The organism is Shewanella sp. Isolate11 (assembly GCF_022398315.1).
GTDB lineage: Bacteria > Pseudomonadota > Gammaproteobacteria > Enterobacterales > Shewanellaceae > Shewanella.
This window is the reverse complement of sequence record NZ_JAKEVF010000005.1, coordinates 193,936-210,176: the sequence shown is the minus strand read 5'-3', so window position 1 is coordinate 210,176 and position 16,241 is coordinate 193,936. Positions and strand designations below refer to the sequence as shown.

Below are 16,241 nucleotides of genomic sequence, written 5' to 3'. Positions count from 1 at the left end.
ACCTTAATTAGATCACTGGGGTCGCAATGGGCATGATCTGCTCGTTCATAATTTCAATATGCTCAACCACTTCATCGGCGGCACTGCCAAAATAGGCGATATGGAACATGGCGTCGCCTTCCAAAACCAAGGGAATATTTTGTTTACCAATAACGATACCGGCACGGTTTGAGGTCACCTGTTGTATCAACTCGCCCAAGGGGCTATTGATCTCGGCGAGCACCTCGCCTTTTTCTACATAGGCGCCGAGCTTGGCAAACTCACACACAAAACCACTGGCGGCAGCGCGAGTCCAATCGCTGCGGTTAGCCACAAACGGCTCCACTTTGCGCTTGAGTCGGCGCTTGCGGATCATGGTCAGTGTCGATAACACATTAAGAATGCCGCGCACGCCGGTTTGAATTGATAATTCATCGAATCGCAGCGCTTGCCCCGCCTCATATAACAACACTCGCGCGCCATTGTTGACCGCTGATTCCCTGAGAGAGCCATCACGTACATTGGCATTTAATAACACCGGCACACCAAAAGCTTGCGCTAAGGTTAGGGTTTCGGCGTCATCTAAATTGGCGCGAACCTGCGGCAAATTAGAGCGATGAATAGCCCCGGTATGCAGATCGATACCGTAATCACAGTGGCGCACAATACTATGCAAAAAGGTATGTGCAACCCGTCCGGCTAATGAGCCTTTAGGCGAACCGGGAAAGCAACGGTTTAGGTCGCGTCGGTCGGGCATGTAACGGCTTTGATTCAGCACGCCATAAACATTTACCATAGGCACTAAAATCAAGGTGCCTTTGGTGAGCTTGATTTGCTGCTGGATCAAACGGCGAATAATCTCGATGCCGTTGAGCTCGTCACCATGCACTGCCGCGCTAATGAATACCCGAGGGCCGGGTTTCTTAGCGCGGATAACATGCACAGGGATCGAGACTTGGGTATCGGTATATAAACTGGCCACAGGCAGTTCTAGCTGACGCTGCTCACCAGGAAAAATATCAATTCCAGCAATGTTTAATGGCGTTTCCATTTAGCCTTTTCCACGAGTTTTATTGGCATTAGGTTTGGCGTTTTTCTCAATAAAGTCAAACACCATAGCGGCGACATCTTTACCTGTCGCTAGCTCAATACCTTCTAAGCCAGGAGAGGAGTTAACTTCCATTACTACTGGGCCGTGGTTCGATTGTAAGATATCGACACCACATAGGTTAAGTCCCATAGCTTTGGCGGCATTAATTGCAGTGGCGCGCTCTTCTTTAGTGAGTTTTACCAACTGTGCAATACCACCGCGATGAAGGTTCGAGCGGAATTCGCCTTCCGCCGCTTGACGTTTCATTGCTGCAACCACTTTACCGCCGACCACGAAGCAGCGAATATCGGCGCCGCCTGCTTCTTTAATAAACTCTTGCACCAAGATGTTGGCTTTGAGTCCCATAAAGGCTTCGATAACACTTTCTGCTGCTTTATTGGTTTCGGCTAAAACCACGCCAATACCTTGAGTTCCTTCAAGTAACTTGATCACCAGCGGAGCGCCGCCGACGTTCTTGATCAAATCTTGAATTTTATCGGGCTTGCTGGCAAAACCGGTGCGAGGCAAGCCAATACCTTTACGTGATAACAACTGCAGTGAGCGTAATTTGTCGCGCGAACGACTGATCGCCACCGATTCGTTAACACAGAAGGTGCCCATCATCTCAAATTGACGCACTACCGCGGTACCATAGAAGGTGATCGATGAGCCAATACGGGGGATCACCGCATCATATTTAGGTAATACTTTACCCATATAGCGCACCGTAGGGTTGCTGCTGGTAATATCCATATAGCAGTGCAGCGTGTCGATAATATCAACTGTGTGGCCTAGGGCCTCGCCAGCCTCTTTAAGACGACGGGTCGAATATAGGTTTTCGTTACGAGACAAAATTGCGATACGCATGTCTAACGCCTTTAAATTCTGTTAAGGGTATAAATACACTACTTTTTCAGTAGGTAATAAAAAATTAATCGGCCAGGCAGAACCGCCTTAAGCCTTGATTTGTTGCTTTAACGGGGTGATGACTCCGCAGCTGTAACTATAGTCATAAATAGTGACTCTAGTGAGCAAACCCCATTTTGGCCTTTGATTTCATTCGATTGTTATGGCTTCGACTTTCATCAAAATTAGGACGCGACCATAGGGCTTAAGCAGAGGGATTTAAAGCAAATAATTTTTGTCGTCACAATAACTAAAATTGCTTGAAGAAAGATCCATTAACACTAATAAAAAAGGTGATATCCCTGCTGGGATATCACCTTTAAAAAATTAACTTGAGAGGCTGATCTCAGTATTGAATTTATCTCATGGTAACGAATTCTTCGGCGCCAGTGGGGTGGATAGCCACAACCGCGTCGAAGTCAGCTTTGGTGGCGCCCATCTTCATAGCGACACCGAAACCTTGCAAAATTTCATCCATGCCATAACCGATACCGTGAATACCGACGACGGTTTCGTTTTCACCTGCACAAACCAGTTTCATCTTGCACGCTTGACGGTGAGCTGTCACAGCAGTGTACATAGAGGTAAAGCCTGAACTGTAGACTTTAATTTGGTCTTGGCCGTATTGTGCCACTGCTTCCGGTTCAGTCAGTCCCATGGTGCCAATGGCTGGGTGGCTAAAGACCACGGTTGGGATCAGTTTGTAGTCCATCTTGGCATCATGCATGCCATTGAATAAGCGCTCCGATAGTAGACGACCCGCCTTAACTGCAACCGGAGTCAGTTCGACGCCGCCAGCCATAATGTCACCAACACAGTAGATGCCTTTGGCGCTGGTGTTTTGCTGTTCATCGACGATGACATAACCTTGCTCATTAAGGGCGACATCGGTGTTCTCCAGACCGATCTTGTCGGTTGAAGGTTTACGGCCAATCGCCCAAATTAGCGTATCCACTTCATATTGTTCACCGCTTTCTAAGGTGAGTGTCAGACTGCCGTCGGCATTCTTGCTGACCGACTGAGGCACGCTATTGGTGTGCAGGCTTAAACCGTCTGTTGCCATGCTTTCCATCAAGGCTTCGCTTAGCATGGGGTCGAAACTACGTAGCGGTGCATGTTTACGCACAAACAGATGCGTCTCGCTTCCGAGCGCATGAAGTACGCCAGCCACTTCTACGGCAATGTAGCCTGCGCCGATCACGGCAACACGCTTAGGTTGCTCATTGAGGGCGAAGAAACCATCAGAATCTATGCCATATTCCGCACCGGGAATATTTGGGATGGTAGGAGAACCGCCCGTGGCAATTAAGATGTTGTCGGCGGTATATTGCACGCCATCGACGTCGATAGTGTGGTTATTGACGAAGCGGCCATAGCCTCGCACTAAAGTCACACCGTTACTTTCCAGACCGCGATCATAAGCCCCGTGAATTCGTTCGATATAAGCTTCGCGGCTTTCGACTAACTTGCTCCAGTCAAATTGGTTAACGCTGACATCGAAGCCGTAATCTTTGGCATAAAGGTGCATCGCTTCAGCAACTTGGGCACCGTACCACATTACTTTTTTAGGTACGCAGCCAACGTTAACACAAGTGCCGCCTAAGGCTTTAGCTTCGATTAGTAGCACTTTAGCGCCGCGCATGGCTGCGCGGTTTGCTGAGGCAATACCGCCGCTGCCTGCGCCTAAACAGATATAGTCAAAATGTTGGGACATCATCATCTCCGAATTCGAATGATTGCATATTGCGGTCATTGTAGGGGGAAACGGCATGTCAAACCAGTGCAGTTTAGTTCAACCGAAACTTGCCGAAAAAAGAGTAACGGGCAAGGGGGAGTTTTAGCGCCGGTGTTGGCAGCTGGCATGGTCATTAACTTGTGGGCCTTCGGCGCCACATTTCATGCAAATCCACTCTTGCTTTCTTATGCTCAGCTCATCGCTGTGAAAGCCATAATTGGGCTTGGTTTGTTGTTTTATTTTGTGCTCCAGTTGTTGCATTCGCTTGTTGAGCCAGCGACAACTGGGGTCGTTAGCTACGTGGAGACGACTGGCCAGTTGTTGTTTTCGACTCAATGGCTTCGACTTGCTTTTGTGTTTGCGCCTTGGTGGCTCGGAATCCTTGAGGCTGATTGCAATGGTTGCAGCTTCGCTGGCTTGGTAATGGATGGCGCTTTGAGCTTGCTTGGGGATATGCAGTGGTTTGCCGTCACTGTCTAGAGCGCTGTCTTGTGGAATAATAATCTGAGTTTGATTGCTCAACTTGTTATTACTGGGCTTAATTTCATCTGATTGGGGCTGAGGTGTTTCAGCCAAAGTTTGATGTCCATATAAAGCTAGAGTGCTAATAAACAGCAGGCAGAGAGTCGGGCGAGTAAAATAAGACATTCCGTGTCCTTAAGTTCAGGCAAGTGGTCGGCGTTCCATGCCGCGAGTCAATTAAAGCTAGTTCAACCTTGGTCATCTTTCAACGACTCTATAGCGATTGAGATAAAGCGGTTAAAACTCCCAAGTCAGGTGGAAGCCGAAGTAGGTTTGGTCTAAATCCCTGTTGTTATAGCCTGCTTCTTGCTCGATATCTTGTTGAGCGAAGGTTTGACTAACGTGTCCAGAAACGACAAGTTGAGGCTGTAGTTGGTACTCGGCTTCTAGCCCTAGCTGTAGGTGGTTAGCGCCATCATGTTCCTCGGTGACATATTGAAAATCAAAGGTTTGTGTGACGTATGGTGTCAGGGTTAGCTGCGCTGTGATTGGCCAACTGCTGTGTACGCTGGCTTCGATAAAATAGCCTGCCGCTTCTGTGGAATAGGTATAGGCCAGCGAAGGCGTTAGCCATTCAAATGGGCTGTAACTTAGAGAAGCAAACAGCTCGTTGTCACGACAATCGCTGTCGCCATAACCTTGAATGCGTTGATATCCTACGGCAGCCTCAAGATTCTCAGTCAGCTCAAAGCCATATTCTAGGCCAAGATCCCACTCGATATAGTTATTGCTGTCACCGCGACCTAAGCTGGCATAAACCGTGAGGCTGTCATATTGATAGGCGCCAGTCGCCCAATAAATCCCGCTATTGTCGAGGTTATTTCGCCCCTCGGAAATGTATTTTGAATCCCAGCCTAAATCGATAATCCAAGCCGTCTCTGTGCTATCAATTCGACTAATAACATTAGTAATGTGACCATCATCCATTGCGGTTGCCATCGAGGCATCATCGGCAAACACATAAGTACTGCACAGCAATAAACTGGAGGTTAAGGTGAGGCGAGCTAAAGTCTTCATAGGCGAAATATCATCTGATCTTGGTCTGCTCTTGCATCATAGATCCCGACCTTCTTGATACAAATGATAATTAGTTGTATTTGCGATCAGCTCGGCAATATTGAATTCGTAAATCTTGTGTAAAGATATTGTTTGCGATAGATCAAAGTAATTGGCTCACAAGCCTGCTAACTGGGCATTTATTCGCCAATTTAGGCTTGGCGCTAGGGACAGGCCTTGAATCAAGCCTTCAATGCCCATATTAAGTAAGCTATAAGTGAGAAGAACTAAACGATTTTTAAGGAAGGTAAAATGAGTAATCCTTTGCTTAGCGGCAGTGAGCTACCGCTTTTTTCGCAAATTAAACCAGAGCATATTCAGCCAGCTGTCGAGCAGGGGATTGAAAATTGTCGCCGCAAAATTGATGAAGTCTTAGCCTCAGGCGGGCCTTACACTTGGGATAATTTTATCGAGCCATTGGAGCAAGTGGACGATGAATTGAGCCAGATTTGGTCGCCAGTTTCGCACATGAACTCAGTGCTCAGCACTGATGAATGGCGCGCTGCCCACGATGCTTGCTTACCTATTTTATCTGAATATGGCACCTATGTTGGTCAACATCAGGGCTTATATGAAGCCTACAAAGCGCTAAAAGAAAGCGATGAATTTAGTCAGCTAACTCAGGCGCAGCAAACCAGTATCGAACATAGTTTGCGTGACTTCGAGCTGTCAGGCATAGGTTTAAGCGATGCAGACAAAAAGCAGTACGGCGAGTTAGTAAAACGCCTGTCGGAATTGACCAGTAACTTCTCTAATCAACTATTAGATGCGACTCAGGCTTGGACCAAATTAATCACCGAAGAGTCGGGTCTTGCAGGATTACCTGAGTCAGCAGTGGCGGCGGCGAAAGCCATGGCCGAAGCCAAAGAGTTAGACGGCTGGTTATTTACCTTAGATTTCCCTTCATATCTTCCGGTGATGACCTATAGCGACAACCGTGAACTGAGACAGGAATGTTACACCGCTTTCGTTACCCGCGCATCGGATCAGGGGCCTAATGCAGGTGAGTTTGACAATGGTCCATTAATGGATGAGATCCTTGCGCTGCGCCACGAACTGGCTAATCTATTGGGCTTTGACAGTTACGCCGATAAGTCTCTGGCGACTAAGATGGCGCAATCGCCACAGCAAGTGCTGGATTTCTTAAATGAGCTGGCGACCCGCTCTAAGACTCAGGGCGAAACTGAGCTGGCAGAGCTAACCGAATTTGCTGCCGAACATTGTGGTGTGAGCCAACTTGAGCCATGGGATCTCAGCTATTATGCCGAAAAGCTTAAGCATCATAGATATGAGATCTCTCAAGAAGAATTAAGACCTTACTTCCCTGAAGACCGCGTCTTGTCAGGCTTGTTCTACACGGTTTCACGCCTATTTGGCTTGAGTATCGAAGAGCAAAAGCAGTTCGATACTTGGCATAAAGATGTTCGCTTTTTCAAGATTAAAGACGCTAATGGCGACCACAGAGGCAGTTTCTATCTCGACTTGTATGCCCGTGAAGGTAAGCGTGGTGGTGCTTGGATGGATGACTGCCGAGTGCGCCGCCATACAGCTGCCGGGATCCAACATCCGGTTGCCTATTTGACCTGTAACTTTAATGCCCCTGTGGGCGGCAAACCTGCGCTATTTACCCATGATGAAGTGACCACACTGTTTCACGAATTTGGTCACGGTATTCATCATATGCTCACGAAAATCGATGTCGCAGGCGTATCGGGAATCAATGGTGTGCCTTGGGATGCGGTAGAGTTGCCGAGTCAGTTTATGGAAAACTGGTGTTATGAAGAGGAAGCGCTCGCGCAGATCTCAGGTCATTTCGAGACAGGTGAGCCGTTACCTAAGGCGATGTTGGATAAAATGCTGGCCGCGAAAAACTTTCAGTCGGGCATGATGATGTTACGTCAATTGGAGTTTTCACTGTTTGATTTCCGTTTGCATCACGAATATGACCCCGCAACGGGCGCGGCGATTCAGGCGAAACTGGATGAAGTGAGAAGCTTGGTTGCTGTCGTAAAACCGGCCGAATTTAACCGCTTCCAACATAGCTTTGCTCATATCTTTGCTGGTGGTTATGCCGCCGGTTATTACAGCTATAAATGGGCCGAAGTCTTGTCTGCTGACGCCTTCTCTCGCTTCGAAGAGGAAGGGATTTTCAATGCCGATACTGGCCGCAGTTTCTTAGAAAACATCTTAGAAATGGGCGGAAGTTTAGAGCCGATGACACTGTTCAAACGCTTTATGGGACGTGAGCCGAAAATCGATGCGCTACTGAGACATTCGGGCATTCAGGCTTAATCATTTAGCTAATATCGTAAAAAGGCCAATCCGAAGGGATTGGCCTTTTTTCATGCACTTACAGCGAGGATTACGGAGTGTAGTAAGTGGCGGCACCTGGGCCGACAGGCAGGCCAAAACCAAATACCCAGATAAAGAAGAAGCAGGTCCAACCGATAAAGAACACAATCGAATAAGGCAGCATGGTTGCCACTAAAGTGCCAATACCCAAGTTCTTCTTATATTGCGATGCCACTGCCAGAATCAGCCCGAAGTAGCTCATCATCGGCGTGATCAAGTTAGTCACAGAATCACCAATTCGATAAGCCGCCTGAATGGTTTCTGGGGCGTAGCCCACCAACATCAGCATGGGGACAAAAATCGGTGCGGTAACCGCCCATTGCGCCGAGGCGCTGCCCAGCATCAAGTTAATAAAGCCGCACATCATAATAAACAACAGGAAGACTATGGGGCCGGTTAAGCCAATGGCGTTTAAGGCATCGGCACCAGTCACCGCCAAAACGGCACCTAGGTTAGTCCACTTGAAGAAAGCGACAAATTGCGAGGCAAAAAACACCAATACGATATACATGCCCATGGTGCTCATGCTGTGAGACATGGCATCAATAACGTCTTTATCGCGCTTCATGGTGCCAACTACTTTACCGTACACCAGACCCGGGATGGCAAAACAGATAAAGATGAATGCCACTATGCCTTTCAGAAAGGGTGAGCCTGCGACTAAGCCCGTTTCTGGGTGACGTAGAGGTCCATTTTCGGGAACAACGGTTAAGGCTAAGATAGCGCCGAGTATCAGTACCGATAACCCAGCAGCCTTAAGGCCGCGCTTTTCAATATCGGTAACGCCATCCATTTTTTGCTCACCGAGATCGATACTGGCCTCACTGGCATCGTATTTGCCTAGTTTTGGCTCGACAATCTTCTCGGTAACCAGTGCGCCAAGTAGGGTGATCACGAAGGTAGAAACAAACATGAAATACCAGTTAACCTCGGGGCCAACCAAGTATTCAGGATCGATCATTTGCGCTGCCGCTTCGGTAATGCCCGACAATAAAGGATCGACCGTTCCTAGCAATAGGTTGGCGCTGTAACCACCAGAAACCCCAGCGAATGCCGCAGCTAAACCTGCTAATGGGTGGCGTCCCAATGAGTGAAAAATCAGTGCCGCCATGGGAATTAACACCACATAACCCAACTCGGCGGCGGTGTTAGAAACGATACCGGCAAATACGATGGTAAGGGTGACTAGGCGTTTTGAGGCGCCCATGACTAAGGTGCGCATTGCTGCCGATAATAGCCCTGAGCGTTCTGCAATTCCAACGCCCAGAAGCGCCACTAATACGGTACCCAAAGGCGTAAACCCGGTGAAGTTGGTCACGAGGTTGGAGACAATCATCCGCAGACCTTCAGCATTCATCAGGCTGACTACGTGGATAAGGCCGTCGGCGCTGCGACCGGGGGAACCAAGGGGACGAGGATCTTGCACCGTTAATTCAAAATAGCCGGCGATACCACTCATGAGGATCACGGCTAAACAGAATAGGGCGAACAAGGTAATAGGATGGGGAAGTAAGTTACCTAGACGTTCGACAACATTTAAGAAACGGACAAATAGGCCACTTTGTCCCTGTGGTGAGATTGTCGAACCTGATGCGAGTTCTCGATCACTTTGCTGATTAACACTCATGGTTTTTCCTTCGATATAAGCCTCTTCGGGCCCTAAATTTGCGAGAACAAAGCTTGTTCAAGTAAACCCGGCATGATGCCGTATCAGCTTTAACTGAAGCTTAAATTGCTTTTTTAAGGGGGGATAACAGCAGATGTTGTGGTCGAAATAATCTGCTGCAGATAAAAAAATGCCTCTCAATCTAGGGGAGATTAAGAGGCTAAAAGTGGTAGGTCGTACTTCTCAACAAAAGGATCTACCTTGTGAATTAACTATAACCTTTTTAGCTGTATACAAGCTGAACCGCCAAAAGAAGAGTTATCTGTTATTAATCTCGGTATCAGCAATGGATTTTTAGCTTGCTGCTGTTTATGTATAAAATATTTAGCTATTTTGTTAAAAAAATGAAGCTTTAAATTTATTGTTTATATATGTTAGATGTTTATCTTGCTGTATTTAATGCAATTAAATTATTTTATTGCTTTTTATTGGGTTAAATTGTCGTTTGGCCTTCAATTTGGTTAGAAGCGAAATTAATTATAAGTTTAGTCCACTATAAAAGCGCTTTTGTCGTGCCACTTTCTGAAATGTGTGCAATTTGTCACCGTTAGCCTTTCGGTTCGGGTACTGATAAATAGCTGGAAAAATGCAGTAAAATCAGAGAAGGTGTGGGGCGAAAATGGCGCTGTGCAAGAAATTAACAAGGATTTAGGATGCAAGGTTTACTATTGGGTTTAGGAATAGTGGTGATTATTGCTTACCTTTGGTATGTCAGCTTAATCAAAAAGCGTAATACCGGGCGCGAAGCATTATCGGGTATCGATGTGCAACTGAAAAAGCGCGCCGACCTAGTGCCGAATATCCTTAAAATTGCCAAAAAATTCATGGAACATGAAAAGTCGCTGCTGACCGAAATTACAGCATTGCGAGCTCAAGTGGCCGCAGGCTATGACCAGAGCGACAGCGAAGCGATTAAGTCGCACCTTGCCGCTGCCGAAAAGCTAAATAGCAAAATGGGCCAGCTAATGGTCAATGTGGAAAACTATCCTGAGCTTAAATCTGACATCACCATGCTACAGGCGATGCAAACCTATAACGAGGTGGAGGAACATATCTCCGCTGCTCGTCGTTTCTATAACTCGGCCGTGTCTGAGCTAAATACCGCCGTTGAAATCTTCCCTGGTTCGATTATCGCTTCTATGGCTAAAGTGAAAGTGATGCCATTTTATGAGGCAGATGAAGCGGCAAAAGAGAGCGTTGACGCCGCCGATTATTTATAGCGACTTCAGAGTCACTCTGTGAATATCATTAATTTTCTATTGGGCGCCTCGCTGAAAAAGGCAGGCCGACGTCCTAGCTTAACCGCATCTCCACATGAACTTGAGCAATTTAAGGCGCATTATGAGCAACATATTGCGCCGCTGAGCCGTTTATTTGAAAAAGATAGAATCACCTGTTTAACCACCCTACGTAAACGGATCTACATCAGTCTAGTGATCGTTGCTGTTATGTTGTTAGCCAGTTTATTTTTCGGCGCTAAAGGCAATCTTGATCTGCCCTGGCCGTTGCTTTTATTGCCTGTGCTCGTGCTGAGTTGGTGGTGTAGTCGTCCAGTGAAAGACTATAAATTCAATGTAAAGCATATTGTTTTTCCACATATTTTTAGCTATTTCGGTGAAGACTTTAGTTTTAGTCCGCGTCAGGGTATGAGTCTGGCACACCTGAAACTGTCTAAATTATTGCCCGATTATGATGATGCCCATTTTGATGATTTTGTTCAGGGCAGCCATAAAGGGGTAGCTATCACGATTAACGAGCTGAAGCTAACTAAAGAGGTTCGCCGAGATAAACGCACCGAAACCCAAACTCAGTTTCAGGGGGTGATGGTGCATTTGGGCAGCCACAAGGACTTTAAAGGTCATACCGTGGTGATCAAAAATCGCGGCGGCTTAGTTAATTTTTTCTCTGGCAGTTTTAGGGGATTGAGTCGGGTTAAGCTAGAAGATCCCCGTTTTGAAAAGCAGTTTGATGTGTTTTCTACCGATCAAATTGAAGCCAGATATCTGCTGACGGTTAGTTTTATGGAGCGCTTACAGCAGCTGGCTAAACTATTTAATAATAAGATCCAATGTGCTTTCTATGCCGATAGCCTGCTTATAATGCTCGCCAGTCGGGAGAATCGCTTCGAATTAGGTTCCATTTTCAATCCGGCGACATTTGAGTATGAATTCAGTCAAATAAACCGCGAGATGAAACAACTGTTTGCTATTATTGAAGTACTCAAACTCGACGTTAATATCGGATTGTAATGAAATTTGTGCGGCGCTCACTGTCATTGTTACTTCAATTCAGCCTGCTGTCGCTGCTGCTTTTCAATGCATGGACAATGGCATGGGCTCAGCAACCCAGCAAAGAAAAACCTCGCTATAAAGCCAGCTATTCAAAGCACGGTATCTTGAATAACAGTGATGCCCCTGTGGCTGTTAACAATACCACCGACGATCTCAAAGTGAAGGTTTACCAATACACCCAAAACAATGGTGTGATGGCGTTTTCTGACCATGCTCCTAACGCCAAAGATTTTACCGTATTGATGTATGACTGTTATGCCTGTCAGGTGGATTCCAAACTCGATTGGCAAAAAATCCCGCTGTTTAGCGCCGATTATGATGAATTAATCGGTCGTGCAGCGAAAAATCATCAACTTGATCCCGCATTGATCCGCGCCGTGATCCACGCCGAGTCGGCCTTTAATGTATTTGCCCTTTCGCGCACTGGTGCTATGGGATTGATGCAGTTGATGCCAGAAACGGCCAAGGCGATGGGAGTGAAAGACCCCTATCGTCCAGATCAAAATATTGAAGGGGGAGCGCGCTATCTTGCAAAATTGCTTGCGCGCTTCGATGGTGATCTCGACTTGGCTTGTGCCGCCTATAATGCTGGGCCAACAAGAGTCGCCCAGTATCAAGGTATTCCGCCTTATCCTGAAACCCAAGCCTATGTTAAGCGGGTTAAAATTCTCTTAAAGCGTTATCAGCAAGCCGGTTAGGCTATTCGCCCACTTCCCAAGTGACTTGAGTATGGCCGCCACCTTGATTTAATAGCGGCTGAAGATAATCTAGAGTGGTTTGTGCAAGCTCATCTAATTGCCAAGGTGGGTTAATTACCCAAAGTCCTGCAGCCGTCATACCAAATTCATCACTATCGGCTTTTATGCCTTGTTCTATACGCAGTTGGCGGCGAATCCCACTTTGTTTTAGGAGATCAAACATCGCCTCTGTTTGCGCACGGTTAACCACTGGATACCAGATCATATACACTCCAGTGGCAAAACGTTTATGCGCTTTGATCACGGCTTTAGCGACCTCTTGATAATCGCTTTTCATCTCGTAGCTAGGGTCGATTAATACGACGGCGCGGCGCTCCAAAGGCGGAACGGCGGCGATTAAGCCTTTAAGGCCATCGCCTTTAATTACCTTAATTTTTTTATCGCTACCCAGTTGCTCATCCAGCAGCAGATGATCGGCACTGTGCAGCTCATGCAGCACCATGCGGTCATCTTGACGCAGATTCATATCGACAAATGCCGGAGAGCCGGGATAAAGCTCAAGCGAGCCTGTCGCATTAAAATGTTTTACATCGGCAATATAGTCGCTCAGTGGCGCAGGCAGATCGGTTTTATCCCATAACTTTGCCACCCCTTGTAAGTATTCCCCAGTTTTTTGGGCAAACTCATCTTCTAAGCTGTAGCCGCCAGCCCCCGCATGGGTATCTATGTACACCATGGGCTTGTTCTTCTTGTGCATTAGTTTAAGGGTTTGCAGCAATAAGGTGTGCTTGAGTACGTCGGCATAATTGCCAGCATGATAACCGTGGCGGTAACTTAACATGAATATTCCAAAGGGTGGGCGATTGCCATAAAGGCTGATTATAGGCGCAATTATAAGAGTTTAGTCTGGTCAGGTAAAACGAAAGCCCAAATGGCTAGTGAGTCTACGCCATAAATCCGATGTTCAGCGTCGGTTGCTTTTGGCATAATAGGATGGCGATTTCCTAAAACCAGAGCGAACGTGAACTCAACATCCCATCCTCAGCCCACCACAGGCATCTTTTTTAATCGACAATTTCCCACATTAGAAGCCATTTGTGCCCGTTGGGGATTAAGCTTCGATGCCGACTCCCAATTTGAGTTGGTCTTCGAGCATGACACCTTAGTTCTCAATAAGCGTGATGAGCCAAAATTAAAGGGGATTTCGGTTGATTTTGTCTCTGGTGCGGTAGCGCATCGCCGCAAATTTGGTGGTGGCCGAGGTCAGGCAATAGCGAAAGCGGTGGGTTTAAAACAAGGGATTAATCCTACGGTCGTTGATGGCACGGCAGGACTGGGACGTGATGCCTTTGTACTGGCGAGTCTTGGCTGCAAAGTCACTTTAGTCGAGCGTAATCCTGTGGTGGCAGCGTTGCTTGAGGATGGTCTACGCCGCGCCTATCTCGATGCCGATATTGGTAGTTGGATGCAGCAACGAATGACCTTGGTTCATGGCTCTAGTTTGACTACCTTAGCCGAGTTAGGACAGTTGGTGGATGTGGTCTATCTCGACCCTATGTATCCTCATCGTGAAAAGTCGGCGCTAGTGAAAAAAGAGATGCGAGTATTCCAATCTTTGGTCGGTGCCGATCTCGACGCCGATGGTCTACTGGCGCCTGCGATGGCATTGGCCAGCAAACGAGTGGTAGTAAAACGTCCTGATTACGCCGAAGATCTTGATGGGGTTAAACCCGGTACCCGTATTGAAACTAAGAAAAACCGCTTCGATGTCTATGTCAAAGCGGCCATGGTGTAAGTCTTGTGACCTGCTGAATAGGCGGCTTAATAAAAACAATCGTTTCGATGTTTAAGTTAATGCAACAATCTGCCGAGTAGGCAGTAAAAACCTCTTTTCATTTCACTTGGGAAGGGGGGTTGAAAGTGTGCCTTCAATCGGGGTTAATTGCTTGTAGCAGGCTTATGTGCAGATACTTCTGCTCAACGCCGTAAATCCATCCCTGGAGGCTCGACGATGGCATCTGATGTGAAGGGATTCACAAATGCCGTGATGACATGGATGTCAAGGAACGGCCATGCCATCAACGTCCGCAGTTGTATCTACACAGGGTTATTTCATCTCTTCGATGTTACTTCATTTGGTGCGAGTCACTAATTCAAAAGCTAACTTGGTTTTGCCCCTTTCCGTGTTGAGACCACATACGGACCTCATATGATAGTTATCATTTTGACTAAATTATTCTCATGTATACACGAAGACAAAACCGTCCTTAAAGACGGCAACGTTTACAATGTGGTAGCCTAAATCCTTCATAGTTTTCTTCTACTGCTAGTGAGCAAGGTTATGAGTACTTCAATCATCTCAACGTTTCCGAGTCTTATCCGAGTTGGACATGTTCATCATTTTAAAAAGAAAGAGACGTTGCTTAACGATGGCGATATCTGCGATTCGGTCTTTATTATCGAGAAGGGCTGCGTGAGGTCTTGGTTTAATGGTGATGGTCATGATGTGACTTTTCAGTTCTTCTTTGAAGGGGATGTAGTCACTTCTTTTGAAAGCCTTAAGCGCAATCTTCCTGCTTTGTACAATATTGAAACTATTACAGAGGCTCGTTTACGCGTTATATCTAAGAATGAGCTAGTTCAATTACTAGATAGAGATAACAGCATAAAACAGGCGGTTGATGACTACATTGCAGAGCGTTTGTACCACTACCAAGCGCTGTTCATTTCTCGGATAAAGAATAATCCACAGCAAAGATATGAAGAGCTACTCAACCTTCAACCTGATATTTTTGATAAAGTTCCGCATCACTACATAGCGACATACTTAGGTATGACACCTGTGTCGTTAAGTCGAATCAAAGCAAAAAATAAGTGATCCGTTAACAATTGTTAAGGCTGTAAATCTGTCTATCGATAAAGTGTTCCTAGCTTATGACAATAAAAGGTGAACACAACATGAATACAAAAAATCTGAAAGTAGGTTTTATCGGTCTTGGTAAAATGGGATCGGGTATCTGTGAAAATATTCAAAAAGCGGGATACCAATTAACGGTTTACAACAGAACGATATCGAAAACTCAACCGTTTCAGGCGCGGGGTGCAACGGTCGCTAACAGTATCAGGGAACTCGTTGAACAATCCGATATCATTTTTACCAGCTTGTTAGATGACAATTCCATTATTGAGTTATCTCTTGCTAAAGATGGCATTCTTGATTCGATGACAACGGGGAAAATCCATGTTGGATTAACGACAATTCAACCCTCAACAGCAGACCATCTAAAATCAGAGCATGAAAAACGTGGTTGCCAATATATAGCAGCCCCTGTTGTTGGGCGTCCTGATGCAGCAGCGGCGGGTAAGCTTATTACCTTCCTTGCAGGAGAGTTGTCAGCTATAGAAGTCGCTCAACCGATAATAGAGTCGTATACAGTGAAACAAGTACCTGTTGGCAATACCGCTAGCTCAGCTAATGGAATGAAAATATGTGTTAATTACATGGCTATGGCGCAACTGGCAATGCTGGGTGAAGTATTTACATTTGCAGAGAAAAGTCTGCTAGATAAAAGACAAGTATTGGCTGTTGCTCAGATGTTTTTTGCAGGAAATGAAGCCATGAGTTCCTATGCAGAAAAAATAGCAGCGCGAGATTTTGATACGGTTGGCTTCGATCTTACAGCGGGTTTAAAAGACGCTCTAATATTCGAAACCGCGTTCACCGCTTGTGGTGTAAAACCGTCAGCAATTCTGGGGGCTAAAGATAACTTAGTCGCAGCAAATGCAAACGGACTTGGGCAAAAAGACTGGAGTGCATTAACTGAGGTATCTCGACAACTCGCGGGACTAACTGACTAATGTGTTTATCTTAACTACGTTAGACGGACATCGCTAACGTAGTTATGCCCCATTGCGAGTTGCAACCTAACATAGCCCAAGCTATCTA

14 protein-coding genes are annotated in these 16,241 nt (G+C 46.4%); 7 read left to right on the top strand and 7 right to left on the bottom strand.

Features of this window, described 5'->3' with window-relative positions:
- Positions 1-7: 7 nt before the first annotated feature.
- The 5 genes from L1D21_RS13450 to L1D21_RS13430 form a co-directional block, all read right to left on the bottom strand.
- Positions 8-1,030: a succinylglutamate desuccinylase/aspartoacylase family protein gene (locus tag L1D21_RS13450; RefSeq protein WP_239845781.1), complete on the bottom strand. Its 1,023-nt coding sequence runs from the start codon at positions 1,028-1,030 to the stop codon at positions 8-10.
- Entirely contained in the window at positions 1,031-1,936 is a 906-nt protein-coding gene (rimK, locus tag L1D21_RS13445) for a 30S ribosomal protein S6--L-glutamate ligase (RefSeq protein WP_239845780.1), read from the bottom strand. It abuts the gene before it with no gap.
- 397 nt (positions 1,937-2,333) lie between these two features.
- Positions 2,334-3,689: a glutathione-disulfide reductase gene (gene gorA / locus L1D21_RS13440; RefSeq protein WP_239845779.1), complete on the bottom strand. Its 1,356-nt coding sequence runs from the start codon at positions 3,687-3,689 to the stop codon at positions 2,334-2,336.
- 123 nt (positions 3,690-3,812) lie between these two features.
- A complete protein-coding gene (locus tag L1D21_RS13435; protein WP_239845778.1) occupies positions 3,813-4,358 on the bottom strand; it encodes a hypothetical protein in 546 nt (181 codons plus the stop codon).
- Positions 4,359-4,469: 111 nt separating this feature from the next.
- Positions 4,470-5,249: a porin gene (locus L1D21_RS13430; protein ID WP_239845777.1), complete on the bottom strand. Its 780-nt coding sequence runs from the start codon at positions 5,247-5,249 to the stop codon at positions 4,470-4,472.
- Between the two features lie 291 nt (positions 5,250-5,540).
- On the opposite strand from L1D21_RS13430, the gene prlC reads away from it, so the two are divergent.
- Entirely contained in the window at positions 5,541-7,580 is a 2,040-nt protein-coding gene (prlC, locus tag L1D21_RS13425) for an oligopeptidase A (RefSeq protein ID WP_239845776.1), read from the top strand.
- 70 nt (positions 7,581-7,650) lie between these two features.
- Here the strand turns inward: prlC and L1D21_RS13420 are convergent, their stop codons facing one another.
- Positions 7,651-9,267, bottom strand: a complete 1,617-nt coding sequence (locus L1D21_RS13420; protein ID WP_239845775.1) for an AbgT family transporter — start codon at positions 9,265-9,267, stop codon at positions 7,651-7,653.
- Between the two features lie 692 nt (positions 9,268-9,959).
- Here L1D21_RS13420 and L1D21_RS13415 point away from each other — a divergent pair.
- The 3 genes from L1D21_RS13415 (at position 9,960) to L1D21_RS13405 (ending at position 12,295) form a co-directional block, all read left to right on the top strand.
- Positions 9,960-10,526, top strand: coding sequence for a LemA family protein (locus L1D21_RS13415; protein WP_239845774.1), 567 nt, complete (start codon positions 9,960-9,962; stop codon positions 10,524-10,526).
- A gap of 18 nt (positions 10,527-10,544) precedes the next feature.
- A complete protein-coding gene (locus L1D21_RS13410; protein ID WP_239845773.1) occupies positions 10,545-11,555 on the top strand; it encodes a DUF3137 domain-containing protein in 1,011 nt (336 codons plus the stop codon).
- A gap of 77 nt (positions 11,556-11,632) precedes the next feature.
- Positions 11,633-12,295 carry a lytic transglycosylase domain-containing protein gene (locus L1D21_RS13405; RefSeq protein ID WP_239845842.1) on the top strand — a complete coding sequence of 221 codons (663 nt, stop codon included), beginning with the start codon at positions 11,633-11,635 and terminating at the stop codon, positions 12,293-12,295.
- A gap of 1 nt (position 12,296) precedes the next feature.
- On the opposite strand, the gene rlmJ is transcribed toward L1D21_RS13405, so the two are convergent.
- Entirely contained in the window at positions 12,297-13,136 is an 840-nt protein-coding gene (gene rlmJ / locus L1D21_RS13400) for a 23S rRNA (adenine(2030)-N(6))-methyltransferase RlmJ (protein ID WP_239845772.1), read from the bottom strand.
- Positions 13,137-13,316: 180 nt separating this feature from the next.
- Between rlmJ and L1D21_RS13395 the strand changes: the two genes are divergently transcribed.
- From L1D21_RS13395 to L1D21_RS13385, 3 genes are all read left to right on the top strand, one after another.
- Complete coding sequence (locus L1D21_RS13395) at positions 13,317-14,090, top strand: class I SAM-dependent methyltransferase (RefSeq protein ID WP_239845771.1); 774 nt, start codon at positions 13,317-13,319, stop codon at positions 14,088-14,090.
- Positions 14,091-14,636: 546 nt separating this feature from the next.
- A complete protein-coding gene (locus tag L1D21_RS13390) occupies positions 14,637-15,173 on the top strand; it encodes a Crp/Fnr family transcriptional regulator (protein WP_239845770.1) in 537 nt (178 codons plus the stop codon).
- Between the two features lie 80 nt (positions 15,174-15,253).
- The gene (locus L1D21_RS13385; protein WP_239845769.1) at positions 15,254-16,153 is read left to right on the top strand and encodes an NAD(P)-dependent oxidoreductase; all 900 of its coding nucleotides are present in this window, start codon (positions 15,254-15,256) and stop codon (positions 16,151-16,153) included.
- Positions 16,154-16,241 lie beyond the last annotated feature (88 nt).